The organism is Pseudomonas sp. AC239 (genome assembly GCF_979258545.1).
Genome location: NZ_OZ409864.1, coordinates 2060040 through 2074248, shown reverse-complemented (window position 1 = coordinate 2074248; position 14209 = coordinate 2060040). Strand labels below are relative to the sequence as shown.

The following is a 14209-nucleotide window of genomic DNA, read 5'->3' as shown; positions in this document are numbered from 1 at the left end:
GCTCAATGTTTTACGTGCAACGCGATGCGCAAGGCCAGTTGATTCGCGTGGAAGCTGCGGCGTACGCCGAGGCCACGGAAACGCTGCCCGCCGATAACCATGAAATTCAGGCGTGGTACGCCAACGAAGCCGTGGAAAACAGCCTCAAACAGCTCAAGCAGAGCGACTTTGAAATGATTCGGGTACTCGACGACCTGATTCAGGTGCTGACCCAGAAAGGCGTGATCCGCGTCACCGACCTGCCGGCGGCGGCCCAGGCCAAACTGATGGACCGCACCCAGGCGCGTGAAGCGCTGGGCGGGTTGAGCCAGTTGATCGATGAGGATGAAGGCGGGTTGATCTGATCCTGGATCTTCACCGACTGGACTGGCCCTTTCGCGAGCAGGCTCGCTCCGACACTGGAATGCATTCCAAATGTGGGAGCGAGCCTGCTCGCGAAGGCGGCATCACTGAAGACAAGTTACTTCCAGGGCTTCGGCTCACCGAGCAACTGCCCCTGCACGCCATACAGGCCCATCTCGCGAATCACCGATAACTCCCCTTCCGTCTCGACCCGTTCGGCAATAAGCGGCAGATCGATGCTGTGCGCCGCGCGCTGAATCGCTTCGATGAACAGGCGCTTGTCGCTCTCCTGATCGATCGCGCGGATGTAGCTGCCATCGATCTTCAAGTACGCCAGACCCAACCGCGCCAGATTGCCGATCATGCTGAAGCGCCCGCCGAAGCGCTGCAGGCTCAGCGAGAAACCGAGCTCGCGCAGGCGTCGGGTCAACTGCTCCAGCACTGCCTGTTCAGGCAATTGCTCCTCACCGATTTCCAGCGTCAGCCGCGCGCCGAGATTGGAATGCGCGCGCAGAATCTCGAAGACTTTGTTCAGCGCCTGCGGGTCGGCCAGCGTTGCCGAGGACAGGTTCAGCGCCAGCGAATCCTCGTGCCCTTTCATCTGCTCGAACACGCGTTCAAGCATCAGCCGATCGAGCCGTGCGGTCCAGCCGAAGCGCTCCAGCCAAGGCAGGAAGCGTCCGGCGGGAATGGTCTGGCCCTGGCCGTCGAGCAGGCGTGACAGCACCTTGTAATGCAGCACCAGTTGCGTGTCCTGCGCAGCGACCACCGGCTGGAAGTACAGCTCGAAACGCTGCTGACTCAAGGCCTGATCCAGCAGTCGATGCCAGGCGTGATGATCGTCACCGACCTCCGCCACCAGACTCTGATCGATGCACGCCCAATTCTGCTCGCCCTGTCCTTCGGCCTGTGCGAGCGCCTGATCGCCCAGGGTCAGCACCGCTTGTGGTGAATCACCATGGGCAAACGGCGCCAGCCCGATGGAAGCCACCGCCGGCACATCGGTCGCGCCAGTGGCGTGCAGGCTGCTCAAGGCGTTGTCGAGATTCTGCGCCAACTGTAATGCTTCCTCGCGCACCAGCCCGGGGGCGAGCACGGCGAATTCACCGCCGCGAATACGCGTTACCAAGTCTTGGGTTTGCGGGTATCTGGCGCACTCGCGGGTCAGTTGCTCGCCGACGGCCTTGAGCAACTGATCAGTGCGCTGGCCGCCGAGACGCTGATTGAGCCCCGCCAGATCCTTGACCCGCAACAGCAGCAGATAACCGGAACTGGCCTGCTCCGGGTTGCTCACGCGGTTGTTCAGTTGCATCTCGAAATAGCGGCGATTGGCCAGGCCTGTGAGGTTGTCCTGATAAGACTCGGTACGCAGTTTTTCACTGCGCTCGGCCTGCTCCTGGAACAGGGTCTTGAGCTTCTCGACCATCTGATTCATCGCCTGCACCACGCGACGCAATTCAGGCGTGCGCGGCAGATCCGGCAGGCTGAGAAACTCGCGGCGGGCAATCGCATGGGACTGCTGGACCATGTAATCGAGGGGCTTCAACTGCCGACGCAGCAACAGCGCGCCGAGCACCGCGCTCAATGTACCGCAGATCAGCAACCAGCCAAGGCTGCCCAGCGCGCTCTGCCACAGCTTGGCCACGGCGAACATCGGATGGCTGATCACCTCGACCCGCGCCGCCTGCTCCCAGCCACGGCTGACCAGCGCATCGCCACCGGCCGGCTCGAGGCCGATCAGTTTGACGAACCAGTCCGGCACATTGCTCACCGCCGGCGTGCCAGTGCGCTCGACGATGGTCTGGTCGGTCTTCACGTCGACGATGCGGATGCTCGCGTAATAACCGCTGTCGAAGATCGAGCTGACCAGCAGCTCGACCATCGCCGGGTCGTCGATATTCGGCGTCAGCGACAACGCCAGCGCCGTCGCCGCGTCCTGCGCATGGGAGCGCAACTGGTTGACGTACTGGGTGCGCGAGCTCTCCAGACTGACCATGAAGCTGCCGGTGAAGGCCACGACCAGGAACAGACAGATAGCGATCAACAGCTGTTTGAACAAAGACATCTGAGCGCGTGCTCCTAGTTAATCGTCTCGACCGGAAAACCTTCGGCCTGCATTTTTTTCAGCACATCCTGCCAGCGCGACAGGCGTTTGGTGTCGCCGACCTTTTTATTGCCCTTGGCGCCCGGCAAATACAGGCCTTCGGCATTGAAAGAGTAGACCGGCAGCAAATCGGTCCGCTGCGACGCCGGCTGGATCGGATCGATCAGGCTGTCGAGCACCAGCGGCATGGCATCGGGGGTCGCATAGTACGTCAACACCATGTGCGCGCGGTTCTGGCGCAGCGCCTTGACGTAGGTGATGCGCAGCTTGTCACTGGAAACGCCGAGATGACGCAGGCTGAAATACTTGGCGATGGCGTAGTCTTCGCAGTCACCGGCGCCCTTCCACAGCGCTTCGATCGGGGTTTCCCAATAATCCACTTCGCGCCACAGATCGATGTCTTCGACGTAACGCACCTGCTTGTTGAAGAACAGGTTAACGACTTTGAGCTTGTCCATCTCACTGGCCTGCTTCTGCGTCGCCAGCAGATTCTGCCAGGCATCGATGCGCTGCTGCCCGGCGCCCAGTGGCCCATAGAGAGCAGCGGCCTTGCGGCTGATCGCGGAAAAATCCCAATCGGCGTGCAGACCGCCCAGCATGACGCCGGCCAGCAGCAATGCGCAGCCAAGCCAGCGCAAGGTCCGAGGGATCGCGAAACGTACCGCCACTGCAGGTTCCAGGAGGACAGAAAGGAAGCGTTTGATGGTGAAGCTTAGCCCGGCAAAAAACAATGGCACCGTGAGATCATCGAACACGCGCTAGACTTGAGATTGCAGCGTTATATTTTACAAGGTTTGACAACCTGTAGAGCAATCACTAGTGTCATTTGGATCCAAATATTGCGACCTACAGGGTGTGTTGTCGTGACTCAGAAGCCCAAACCGCTGCACAGCATCAAAGTCGAAGGACCGATTCCTGCGCATCTGGCCCGGTCCGTCATTGAAGAAACGCTACGCTCAGCCATCCTCGACGGGCGCTTGCCCTGCGGCACTGCACTCCGCCAGCAGGATCTGGCCGATCTGTTCGGGGTCAGTCGCATGCCGGTGCGCGAGGCCTTGCGCCAGCTCGAAGCGCAGGAGCTGCTCAGCGTCACCACGCACAAAGGCGCCGTGGTCGCGCCGCTGATCCAGGGCGATGCCACCGAAACCTACGAATTGCGCATTCTGCTCGAATCCGAGGCATTGCGGCAGTCGATTCCGTTGCTGACCGACGCCGAGCATCAACTCGCTGCCGGTTATATCGATGAGCTTGAAGCGCAACACGACTACAACGAGATCGGCCGTCTCAACCGTCTGTTCCACATGGCTTTGTACAGCAAGGCGCCGAACCAGCGACTGCTGCGCCTGGTGGAGGATGGCCTGAATGAAGAAGAGCGCTTTCTGCGCTTCAATCTGGAGGCGATGGGCTTGGGTACTCTGTCCCAGGATGACCACCGTGCCATGCTCCAGGCCGTGATCGAGAAGAACGTCCCTCGTTCGCTCGAATTGCTTGAGCAGCACCTCAACCGTGGCGTAGAGGTGATCGCCCGCTATCTCGCTACTCCCGCGGCACAGAAGCGCCACACCTCACGCTGATATCCCGCAGCTCGAATAATCCCCTTACAAATCTTCGCGACCGCTCTGCTGCCGGCTCTGGCAGCGGATCGGCGTGCGCTTTTGCCCGCCTTGCCCTGACCGGCGCTTTTTTTGCACTCCACCAATGACCAATCGGTAATAGCCCTGACGGCAATTTACCCGCACTCTTCAAGCGCCAACCCTATAGAACGGGGACGCGCCGCCCTGACGGCACAGTCCCCGCAACAGGAACCTACGGAAGGAGCCTTGTCACGGGAAACAGGAAGTCCTGGCGCCGGTCCCGGCCAACTTTCGCCCCTATGAATTCAACCAATCTCCTTATTTGAAAGTTGCTTCGAGTGAGGCATTCACTCTTGTTCATCAATTTTGGCCGTTATTAGCCGAAAGGAGTAACTACGCTCAAATAAAACTCAATTTAATAGTTTTATCGGCAACTCTCATACTTGAGAAAAAGCCAACTTGAAATAATTGAAAATAAACTTGTTAAATGCTTTTGCCCTGTATTAGCTTTCTATCGCCAGGTTTGAACTTCGCTGTTCAGCGCGGCATACCTCACGTACCAAACGCAGCAACCGTGGCGCCGCAACGATGCCACATCGCAAGCAAGGCTTTGCCCGGATAACTTTCCATACAACTTGCTCAACCGCTTACAGCAACTGAAAGAACTGTGCATTTCATATCAATGATAAAGGACATCATGATGCCCACTAAGCAGCAACTCGCCCAGAAGAAAGCCGAACTGAGTATTCACCCGATCTTTTCCGAGATTACTTCGTTATCGGTATTACGCCGTTTCATGGAAACCCATGTATTTGCCGTATGGGACTTCATGTCGCTGACCAAGCGCCTGCAACAGGAACTGACCTGCACGCGTTTACCCTGGTTGCCGCCGCGCGATCCCCACGCGGCGCGGTTGATCAACGAGATTGTGCTGGGCGAGGAATCCGATGATCGCCTCGATGCCGGCCACTACAGCCACTTCGAGTTGTACCTGGATGCGATGCGCGAAATCGGCGCGAGCACCACGGCGGTAGAGCGTTTCGTCGCATTACAGCAGGAAGGTGTGAATTATGACGTCGCGTTGCAGAGCGTCGACGTCGACCCGGCGGCGGCGCAGTTTGTCCGCGATACCTTGCGCGTCGCCCTGGAAGCGCCGGGACACAGCGTTGCCGCCGCGTTCCTGCACGGTCGCGAGAGCGTCATTCCGACGATGTTCCAGCGCATTCTCGATGACTGGGGCATCGGCATCGAACAGGCACCAACCTTCCGTTACTACCTGCAACGGCATATCGAAGTCGATTCCGAAGATCACGGTCCCGCCGCCGAGCAGTTGCTGGAGCGTCTGGTCGACGGCGATCCGCAGCGCGCAGCTGAAGTCTACGCCAGCGCCATCGCCGCCGTGGAAAGCCGCATCGCCTTGTGGGACGGGCTGCGCTTGAGCATGAATGCAAAAGTTGCCGAGGTGGCCCAATGAACGCCGCCGACTATCAATCCTTCGCTGATGCCTGGGAAAGCCGCGCGACCATCCGCACTCGTCCGCGCCGGGTGCTGGAAGACGATCAGCGCCTGATCTACCCACTCAGCCGTCAGCCGCTGGTGCTCAGCGAAACCTTCCTGCGTGAATGCCCGCAGCAGCGCGATTTCGCGTTGGTGCAGACGTTGTACAAATTCATCAACGACGTAGTGATTTTCGAGACGGAAATCGTCGACAAGACCGCCCGCAGCATTGCCAAGAATCGCTTCGCCGTGGCTTTCCCTTTTGCCTGTCGCTATGACGCGATGACCGTGGTGGTCGATGAGGATTACCACGCGCTGGTGGCCATGGATTTCATGCAGCAAACGGTGGCGCTGACCGGCATCGAACCGATTCTGTTGCCCGACGAAATCGAACTGAGCCGGGCAATTCCCGCTGCTGTCGCGCTGGCGCCGGAACACCTGCGCAGCGCGGTGGAATTGATCTGCGTGGCGATCGCCGAAAACACCGTGACCGGTGATGTCGCGGCGTTCGCCCGCGACGATTCGGTCAAGCCGTCGATCAAAGGCCTGATGGCCGACCACTTGCTCGACGAGGGGCGCCACTCGAGCTTCTGGGCACGGATGGTGCGCATCTATTGGCACACCGCCAGCGACGCGGACCGCGAAACCATCGCGCAGATTCTGCCGGTGTTCATCGGCCATTACCTGACCAACGACATCCAGAAATCCTTCGACCTGCGCCTGATCGATGCGCTGTCAGTCGACGAAACCACGCGGCGTTCACTGCGCGAGGAGATCGCTGGATTCGCCTTTCCGATCAACCGCCATCACCCGCTGGTGGGCAACATCGTCAGGTTTTTCCACAACAGTTCGCTGCTCGACACACCGTCCGTGCAGCACGCGCTGCGCGACTATCTGGTTTGAGGAGGCCGACATGAAACGTCTCGATATTGTGCTCACCGGTGCCAGTCAGGCGATGACTGATCTGGCTCAGGAACTCGAACAGCACGGCCACGCAGTGACCCGCAGCGGCGCCACTCAAGCGGCGGTGGATCTGATCATCGACGATGGCTTTATCGCTGCCGGCGACTTCTGCGCCATCCCGCATCTGCACCTGCGCCTGGGTGTCGCCGCGCAAGAGCATGGCGGCCTGCCGACCCTCGACTTGCTGTGCTTTCTCGGCTCGTCGCTGATCAGCCGTGTGCCGATCGGCGATGAGCCGTCCGGCAACGGTCAGTCGCTACGCCAACGAGCGCTCGCCCATGTGGTCGACGAAGTGGCGTTGCTGGTCAGCCGCTTTTCCCGCGATGCCGATTATTTGAGGCATGCCCCGGTCCTCAAAGCGCCGGATTTCGAACGCCTGGAAGATCTGCTGTTTCTCGACAAACTGGCGTATGTCCACCGTCTCAACGACACGGCAAATCCGGCGCTGCTGGAGCAGGCGCAAATCCCGCTGATCGAGCGTCTGCAACGAAGCCTGATCGAGCATGCCGAACGACCGGCGCTGCACCTCGGCGGACAGTCCATCAGCTACCGCCAATTGCACGCCCACAGCCGGGCGATCCAGCAGCGGTTGCTGCCCTTGCTCGAGCAACATCCGCAGCCGTGGATGGTCGCTGTCTGCCAAGGCAAAAGCCCGGCTCTGTTCGCCTCGATTCTGGCGATTCTCGACAGCGGCGCGGTGTACTTGCCGCTGGAGCCGAGCCATCCTTTGCAGCGCCAGCAATACATCCTGGAAAACGCCGGCGCGGTGTTGTTGCTTCACGATGGACAGCAGGCGCTCAGCGAGTCGATAGCGGGGCTGGATGTCAGTGACATCGAAGCGCCGAACGCCGATCTCGACCGGCCGCTGATGCAGCACCGCCCGGAGCTTGATGCGCCGTGCATGGCGCTCTACACCTCGGGTACCACCGGGCATCCGAAAGGCGTGCTGCTCAGCCAGGCCAATCTCGCCCATTTCACCGCGTGGTACGCCGACTACGTGCAGCTGCACGCCGAGAGTCGGGTGTTGCAGTTCTCTTCGCTGAGCTTCGATTCTTCGCTGATCGACATCTTCCCCAGCCTGCTCGCAGGGGCGGAACTCGTCGTGCCCGACGACACCCAGCGCCGCGATCCTTTGCAGCTGATTGCGCTGATTCGCCGGCGGCAACTGACCCACGCCTTCCTGCCACCGGCGCTGTTGAGCATCCTGCCGCTGGAACAACTGGAGGGCGTTCAGGTGATGACCGGCGGTGATGTCTGCGAGCCGTACGTCATCGAGCAATTGACCCGTCAAGGCACCCTGCACAACCTGTATGGCCCGACCGAAGCCACCGTGCTGATCACCGCGCGCCAGCTCAAACCGGGCGACAGCAACCGCACGCTGGGAGGGCCGATCGCCAACAGTCGGGTGCTGATTCTCGACGACGATCTGCAACCGGTGCCCGATCAAACCGTCGGTGAGCTGTTCATCGTCGGCCCCGGTGTCTGCCTCGGTTACCTGAACAATCCGCAGCAGACCGCCGAGCGTTATCTGAACCTGTCACTGCCCGGCGGCGAAACCGTGCGCGCCTACCGCAGCGGCGACATGGCCAAGTGGGGCGAGCACGGTATCGAGCTGTGCGGGCGGCGCGACAATCAGGTGAAAATCCGTGGCTTTCGCGTCGAGCCGGAAGAGATCGAGCGCTGCCTGCGCGAGAGCCGCTTGTATCGGCAGATTGCCGTGGTCATCGACAATCAGCGGCGGATTCTGGCGTTCCTCGCCCAGCCACAGACCGAGACTGCCCGGTACGAACTGAAAGCCCACGCCCGGCAGTTTCTGCCGGACTACATGCAACCGGGAGCGTGGACCGAACTGGCGCAGATGCCATTCGCCAGTAACGGCAAAATCGATCGCAAGGCGCTGTTGGCATTGCCGGTGACGGTGCAGGACAGCGCCGCGAAATGCCTGCCGGCCAATGCTGACGAAGCGCTGCTGTTGGAGATCTGGGCAGAATTGCTGGAACTGCCGACCAGCGACATTTCCACTGACGAAAGCTTCTTCAATCTCGGCGGTCATTCGATTCTGCTGTCGCGGATGTTGCTGCGCTTGCGTGAGGAATTCGGCCGAAGCATTTCGATCAATCGCTTCATCGAACTGCCCACGATCACCAAACTGGCGACGCTGGTGCGCGGCACCGATGACAGCGCCGTGCTCAGCGCTCAGGCCATGGCCGACGTCGATCGCGCGCTGGACATCGAACCGCTGCCGATCAGCCGCATGGGCGATGTGCACAAGGTCATCGTCACCGGTGCCAACAGTTTTGTCGGCGTGCACATCGTCGAAGCGCTGCTCGGTTGGGGCGCCAGCGAAGTGGCCTGTCTGGTGCGTGATAGCGCCGGGCAAACGGCGGCGCAACGCTTCGTCCAAGCGTTGCGCGAAAACCGTCTCGAGCATCTCGACCTCAGCCGCGTGCGAGTCTATGCGGCGGACCTCAGTCGCCCGCAACTGGGCCTGGGCGATGAGGATTATCAGCACCTGGATCGCGAGTTCGGCGCGCTGGTGCACAACGCTGCCAACGTCAACCACGTGCTCGATTACGAGTCCCTGGCGGCGGACAACGTAGAGCCGATCTTTGCCCTGCTGAAGCTATGCGAAGGGCAGCGCAAAAAGGTCTTCAACTTCGTCTCGACGCTGTCGGCATCCAGCACCGTGGATGATGCCGGTCGGGTGCTGGAACTGCCCGCCGCCGCGACGCCGCCGATCTACATTCGCAACGGCTACAACCTGTCGAAGTGGGTCGGCGAACGCATCCTTGAACGAGCGCGCGAGCGCGGTGTACGGGTCAATCTTTATCGCCCCGGCAACATAAGCTTCAACAGCCTCAGCGGCGTTTGCCAGCCACATAAAAATCGCTTGATGCTGATGCTCAAAGGCTCGATCCAGCTCGGTCAGGTGCCGGCCTTTGCGCTGAATTTCGACCTGATGCCGGTGGACTTTCTCGCCCGCTTCATCGCCTTCCATGCCAGCCGTTATTCAGCGGATCGCGCGGTGTTCAACCTGCACAACCCCGAGCCGCTGAGCTGGGAGGCTTATGTCGCTTCGTTCCGCGAAACCGGCAGCGAGTTTTCGCTGGTCAGCGTCGCCGACTGGCAGCAGCAATTGAACCGGGTCGACGCCGACAACGCGCTGTTTGGCGTGCTCGGTTTCTACCTAAATGGTTTCGAAGAAGACATCGGCGACATCTCGCTGATCGGCCACGCCAACGCCGCGGCCGGCGTGCAGCAGATGGGCGCGCACTACCCGCAGAAATCCCCGGCGCTGCTACGTCGCGGCTGCGACTACTTGAAAGAAATCAACTTCATCTGACTCATCCACAAGGAGCAATACCATGAGCAATCTGCAACCCGACACCCTGATCAAAAACCCGCAAGGCTGCCACGTTGTGTCGTCGGTGGAAGTGCCGGCGGACGCGGCGCAAGTCTGGGCGGTGGTCGGCAATTTCGCCGGCTTCAATCACTTCATTCCGGCGCTGTCGCACACCGAAATGACCGGCGAGGGCGTGTCATCGCTGCGCAAGAAAATCTTCAAGGACGGCAACGTCGTGGTCGAACAACTCAACTCCCGCGATGAACAGGCGCGGCGCATGACCTGGACGACGATTTACAACACGTTGGGGGTGGCGAACCTGTGGGCGGCGATGCAGGTGGAGTCGCTGAGCGCAGGGAAGTCGCGAGCGACCTGGACGATCATTGCCGAACCGGCGTCGGGCGGTGAGGAGGCGCTGCCGGGGTTCAAGGATTTCGTGCAGGGGTTTGCCGATGATGCGATGGGCAATGTGCTGAAGCTGTTTGTTTAAGGCATCGGTTCGGCGGTGATTGAACCGCCGCTATCGCGAGCAGGCTCGCTCCCACATTTGGGATGCATTTCCCTGTGGGAGCGAGCCTGCTCGCGAAGAACGATAACGCGGTCTGCGATCTGTGAATCAGATCTTGAAACTGTCGACCAACTGCTTCAACCGGTTCGCCTGCTGCGACAACGCATCACAATCCTTCAACGTTTCGTTGAGGTTGGCCACGCTCTGCTGGTTCAACAGGTTGATCTGGTTGACGTCGACGTTGAGGGTTTCCACCACCGCCGTCTGCTCTTCAGTCGCCGCTGCAACCGATTGGTTCATGCCGTCGATTTCGCCGATGCGCTGGGTCACGCTGACCAGGCGCAAACCGGCCTGATTCGCCACTTCCACGCTCTGCTCGCTGGACGCCTGGCTGGCGTTCATCGTGCTCACCGCTTCGCGCGAGCCGACCTGCAGCGAGGTGATCATCTTGTGGATTTCTTCCGCCGATTCCTGGGTGCGGTGCGCAAGGTTGCGCACCTCATCGGCGACCACGGCAAAACCGCGCCCGGCCTCACCGGCACGCGCGGCCTCGATGGCAGCGTTGAGCGCCAGCAGGTTGGTCTGCTGCGAGATGCCTTTGATCACATCGAGAATGTGGCCAATGTTGTCGGTGCTCGCGTTCAGGGTTTCGATCTGCGTGCACGACAGGCTGATCTTCTGCGACAGCTCGGTCATCGCCTGAATGGTCTGCTCGACCACCTGACGACCATCATCGGCCTGCTCGGAAGCGCCACTGGCGTGCTGCGAAGCATCCGCCGCGTTGCGCGCGATCTCCTGAGTGGCGGCGCCCAGCTGATTGATCGCCGCCGCGACGCTGTTGGTGCGCGCACTTTGCTCGTCGGAACCGACGATCGAAGCGTTGGACGAAGCCATCACCCGTTGCGACAGGTCATGTACGTGACGGGTCGCCGACGACACTTCGGAAATCGATGCGTGGATCCGTTCAACGAACTGGTTGAATGCGCTGCCCAATTCACCGAACTCGTCTTTGCTCTCGACCACCAGACGCCGCGTCAGGTCGCCTTCGCCCTGGGCAATGTCTTTCATCGCGCGACCCATCGTGGTCAGCGGACGCATCAACACGTTGATCAACAGGCTCAGCAGCAATGCAATTGCCGCGACCGCGACAAACATGGCGATCAACGCCGAGGTGCGGAATTGGCTGAGTGCGGCGTAGGCCTTGTCGTGATCGATCGACAGACCGATGTACCACTGCGCATTCGGCAGATCGCTGACCGGGGTGAACGAGAGAATGCGTTCCTGGCCGTTGAGCACAACGTTCTGATTGCCCTTCTCAATACGCACGCTGGCGTTCGGGTAGATGTCCTTGAGGTTCTTCATCACCTGATCTTTATCCGGGCTGACGATCACCTGACCGTCGGCACTGACTAGAAATGCATGGCCGAGGCCACCGAAATCCACTGAGTTGATGATCTTCACCAGGGTTTCGAGGCTTAGGTCTCCACCGACCACACCGAGCAGTTCGCCGTCCTTTTTCACCGGCATGGCGATGGTCACCACCAAACCACCGACGGCCGCCATGTACGGCGGGGTCAGCATGGTTTTATCGGCGGCCACGGCCTGCTTGTACCAAGGGCGCTGACGCGGATCGTAACCGTCCGGCATCTTCGCATCGGGACGCTGGGTGAAGACACCGTTGGCCTGCCCGACATAAGTGAACTGAAAGTTCGACGTGAAGGCCGGTTGATCGACAAGGCCGGGGAGGTCGGCAGTTCTGCCTTGATGGGCAACGTTCTGCGCGAGGTTTTCCAGCACCAGAATGCGCCCGCTCATCCAGTTCTGCACGCTGCTGGCGGTGAGGTCACCGGCCTGTTGCACGGAGGACTGCAGGTTCTGGCGAATGGTGTTTCGCTGCAGATAATCGTTGTAGAGCGTGAACAATGCGAACGCCAGGACGACGACGCCCGAAGCGGCAAGGAGGATTTTATGGCTGAACTTGAGATTCATTTCATGGGACTTCTTATGCCAAAAGTGGGGATGCGTTTCCGGATGCAACATTCCATGTACGACGCAGGCAGCGTTCTTCTGGCCGCTCTACTTTGGTGCACGCATTTCTCAACAGTCTGTCGGCCAGCGGCGGAGAAATCTTAGGGGCGCGTGAGAAATGGACGGGGTTTGTGCAGGATTCCCGCCGAACGGCGTGCCAGAGCGGCTGCGAGGGAATTTTTCGCATCGACATGGGGGCGACAGTTGCAAAATCTGTAACCCTTGATGACAATGCGACTAATTATCATTTGTGACGTTCGGGCTGGCGTGGTCATGTCTTCACCTGAGTTGGTCGTACAGGCGCTTTACGGTAGTCATCACGGCTGGCTCAACGCTTGGCTGCGCGCGCGGCTGGGCAACGCAGCGGATGCAGCGGATCTGGCTCAGGACACTTTCCTGCGCCTGCTGCAACGCACCGAACGCCTCGAACTGAAAGCGCCCCGAGCTTTCTTGCGAACCATCGCGCGCGGTCTGGTGATCGATCATTGGCGCCGCGAGGAAATCGAGCGGGCCTATCTGGAGACCATTGCTCACTTGCCTGAAGGCGAAGTACCTGACGCCGAATCGCGCGCGTTGGTGCTGGAACTACTGGAAAGCATTGCGCGCATGCTTGAAGGACTGAAGCCGAAAGTGCGTCAGGCATTTCTCTTGGCGCAGTGCGAAGGGTTAACGCATAAACAGATCGCCGAGCAGTTGGGCGTGTCGGTACGTTCTGTGGAACGCTACGTCGCCGATGCGCTGTATCACTGCTATGTGTTGCGGTATGAAAACTGATGCCTGTGGATAACCTCTCACTCGCTCGCCGCGTCGAACCGCGCCAACAGGTGGTCAAGCAAGCGATTCACTGGCTGCTGCGGCTGCGTAATAACCACGGCAATTCGCGGCTGACTCGCCAATGCGAGCAGTGGCGCGCCGAGCATCACGAACACGAAATCGCCTGGCAGCGGGTGCAGTCGCTGCAAGCCGAATTGAGTTCCAGTCTGCGCGCCGTGCCGGGTGCGCAGGTCGCTTTCAACACCTTGGAAAACAGTGCGCAGGGGCTGGGCCGACGCCAGGCCTTGAAGTTGTTGTCGGGCGCGCTGTTGGTGGGCTCCGCCGCGTGGCTGGCCAAGGACAGCGCCGCCTGGCAGCAATGGAGTGCCGACTACGCGACGGCGACCGGCGAACGGCGCGGTTTCCAGTTGCCAGACGGCACGCGCATCGAACTGAACACCGCCAGCGCCGTGGATCTGGAGTACACCACGCAGCAGCGCCTGATCAAACTGACCCGTGGCGAGATCATCGTTACCTGCGGCGGCGCTGACGAAGGCGCGGCGGCCGATCGACCGCTGCGCGTACAGAATCGCCACGGCAGTTATGCGCCGGTCGATGCGCGTTTCATTTTGCGTCAGGACGATCAGTGCACGCGGCTCAGCGTTACTCGTGGCCGGGTGTTGGTTCGCGCTGGCGGTCTTTCCCTCGAAGCACTCGCCGGGCAGAGTTTTCTGGTCGATCAAAGCGGTTTGCGCGCAGCGCCGACGCCAGATATGGATGCGGGCGCCTGGCTCGACGGTTTGATTGTCACGCGCAATATGCGGCTGGGTGACTTCCTCGCTGAAGTCGGCCGTTATCGCCCGGGTTATCTCAATTGTTCGGCGGAGATCGCAGACCTGCGCCTTTCTGGGGTGTTCCGTCTGGAGGACACCGACAGGCTGCTGGCGGTCCTGCCGCAGACGCTGCCGGTGCAATTGCGTTATCGCACCCGCTGGTGGGTGACCCTGGAACGTGCAGTGTGATTATTTTTGGCGGGTTTTCGCAGGCAGTCCGGCTTAGTCAGTAAGCACTTCAACTCAGCCCCCGCGACTGCCTAC

The 14209-nt window shown here is 60.4% G+C and carries 11 protein-coding genes and 1 pseudogene; 8 read left to right on the top strand and 4 right to left on the bottom strand.

Annotation, left to right across the window (positions count from 1 at the left end):
* The first annotated feature begins 5 nt into the window (after nucleotides 1–5).
* A complete protein-coding gene (locus ACZ0AZ_RS09640) occupies nucleotides 6–344 on the top strand; it encodes a hypothetical protein (RefSeq protein ID WP_016772279.1) in 339 nt (112 codons plus the stop codon).
* 116 nt (nucleotides 345–460) lie between these two features.
* Here the strand turns inward: ACZ0AZ_RS09640 and lapD are convergent, their stop codons facing one another.
* Together lapD and lapG are read right to left on the bottom strand one after the other, a co-directional pair.
* Entirely contained in the window at nucleotides 461–2407 is a 1947-nt protein-coding gene (lapD, locus tag ACZ0AZ_RS09635) for a cyclic di-GMP receptor LapD (protein WP_463537270.1), read from the bottom strand.
* A 14-nt stretch (nucleotides 2408–2421) separates the two neighbouring features.
* The gene (gene lapG / locus ACZ0AZ_RS09630) at nucleotides 2422–3114 is read right to left on the bottom strand and encodes a cysteine protease LapG (protein ID WP_130000208.1); all 693 of its coding nucleotides are present in this window, start codon (nucleotides 3112–3114) and stop codon (nucleotides 2422–2424) included.
* 195 nt (nucleotides 3115–3309) lie between these two features.
* Here lapG and ACZ0AZ_RS09625 point away from each other — a divergent pair, with 195 nt between their 5' ends.
* The 5 genes from ACZ0AZ_RS09625 to ACZ0AZ_RS09605 all read left to right on the top strand — a co-directional run bounded on the left by ACZ0AZ_RS09625 (nucleotide 3310) and on the right by ACZ0AZ_RS09605 (nucleotide 10313).
* On the top strand, nucleotides 3310–4020 hold the full coding sequence (locus ACZ0AZ_RS09625) for a GntR family transcriptional regulator (protein ID WP_463537269.1): 711 nt from the start codon (nucleotides 3310–3312) through the stop codon (nucleotides 4018–4020).
* A gap of 697 nt (nucleotides 4021–4717) precedes the next feature.
* The gene (locus ACZ0AZ_RS09620; protein WP_130000207.1) at nucleotides 4718–5494 is read left to right on the top strand and encodes a DUF3050 domain-containing protein; all 777 of its coding nucleotides are present in this window, start codon (nucleotides 4718–4720) and stop codon (nucleotides 5492–5494) included.
* Complete coding sequence (locus ACZ0AZ_RS09615) at nucleotides 5491–6420, top strand: diiron oxygenase (protein ID WP_130000206.1); 930 nt, start codon at nucleotides 5491–5493, stop codon at nucleotides 6418–6420. Before ACZ0AZ_RS09620 ends, ACZ0AZ_RS09615 begins: the two co-directional genes overlap by 4 nt.
* Nucleotides 6421–6430: 10 nt before the next feature.
* Nucleotides 6431–9823 (top strand): non-ribosomal peptide synthetase, encoded by a 3393-nt coding sequence (locus tag ACZ0AZ_RS09610; RefSeq protein WP_463537268.1) that lies wholly within the window; start codon nucleotides 6431–6433, stop codon nucleotides 9821–9823.
* Between the two features lie 22 nt (nucleotides 9824–9845).
* Nucleotides 9846–10313 (top strand): SRPBCC family protein, encoded by a 468-nt coding sequence (locus ACZ0AZ_RS09605; protein WP_039764193.1) that lies wholly within the window; start codon nucleotides 9846–9848, stop codon nucleotides 10311–10313.
* Between the two features lie 126 nt (nucleotides 10314–10439).
* Here the strand turns inward: ACZ0AZ_RS09605 and ACZ0AZ_RS09600 are convergent, their stop codons facing one another.
* Nucleotides 10440–11225 carry a methyl-accepting chemotaxis protein gene (locus ACZ0AZ_RS09600; protein ID WP_370593577.1) on the bottom strand — a complete coding sequence of 262 codons (786 nt, stop codon included), beginning with the start codon at nucleotides 11223–11225 and terminating at the stop codon, nucleotides 10440–10442.
* A gap of 69 nt (nucleotides 11226–11294) precedes the next feature.
* Nucleotides 11295–12320 (bottom strand): annotated as a pseudogene (locus ACZ0AZ_RS09595) (HAMP domain-containing protein); the annotation flags it as partial.
* Nucleotides 12321–12632: 312 nt separating this feature from the next.
* Here ACZ0AZ_RS09595 and ACZ0AZ_RS09590 point away from each other — a divergent pair.
* Together ACZ0AZ_RS09590 and ACZ0AZ_RS09585 are read left to right on the top strand one after the other, a co-directional pair.
* Nucleotides 12633–13133 (top strand): sigma-70 family RNA polymerase sigma factor, encoded by a 501-nt coding sequence (locus tag ACZ0AZ_RS09590; RefSeq protein ID WP_039764190.1) that lies wholly within the window; start codon nucleotides 12633–12635, stop codon nucleotides 13131–13133.
* Nucleotides 13133–14134, top strand: coding sequence for a FecR domain-containing protein (locus tag ACZ0AZ_RS09585; protein ID WP_463537267.1), 1002 nt, complete (start codon nucleotides 13133–13135; stop codon nucleotides 14132–14134). The genes ACZ0AZ_RS09590 and ACZ0AZ_RS09585 overlap by 1 nt, the downstream gene beginning before the upstream one ends.
* The last annotated feature ends 75 nt before the right edge of the window (nucleotides 14135–14209 follow it).

Excerpts from the sequence above, each read along its gene's own strand:
- ACZ0AZ_RS09640 (WP_016772279.1), top strand. The coding sequence starts at position 6 with ATGTTTTACGTGCAACGCGATGCGCAAGGCCAGTTGATTCGCGTGGAA.
- lapD (WP_463537270.1), bottom strand. The coding sequence starts at position 2,407 with ATGTCTTTGTTCAAACAGCTGTTGATCGCTATCTGTCTGTTCCTGGTC.
- ACZ0AZ_RS09620 (WP_130000207.1), top strand. The coding sequence starts at position 4,718 with ATGATGCCCACTAAGCAGCAACTCGCCCAGAAGAAAGCCGAACTGAGT.
- ACZ0AZ_RS09615 (WP_130000206.1), top strand. The coding sequence starts at position 5,491 with ATGAACGCCGCCGACTATCAATCCTTCGCTGATGCCTGGGAAAGCCGC.
- ACZ0AZ_RS09610 (WP_463537268.1), top strand. The coding sequence starts at position 6,431 with ATGAAACGTCTCGATATTGTGCTCACCGGTGCCAGTCAGGCGATGACT.
- ACZ0AZ_RS09605 (WP_039764193.1), top strand. The coding sequence starts at position 9,846 with ATGAGCAATCTGCAACCCGACACCCTGATCAAAAACCCGCAAGGCTGC.
- ACZ0AZ_RS09600 (WP_370593577.1), bottom strand. The coding sequence starts at position 11,225 with ATGGCTTCGTCCAACGCTTCGATCGTCGGTTCCGACGAGCAAAGTGCG.
- ACZ0AZ_RS09590 (WP_039764190.1), top strand. The coding sequence starts at position 12,633 with ATGTCTTCACCTGAGTTGGTCGTACAGGCGCTTTACGGTAGTCATCAC.
- ACZ0AZ_RS09585 (WP_463537267.1), top strand. The coding sequence starts at position 13,133 with ATGCCTGTGGATAACCTCTCACTCGCTCGCCGCGTCGAACCGCGCCAA.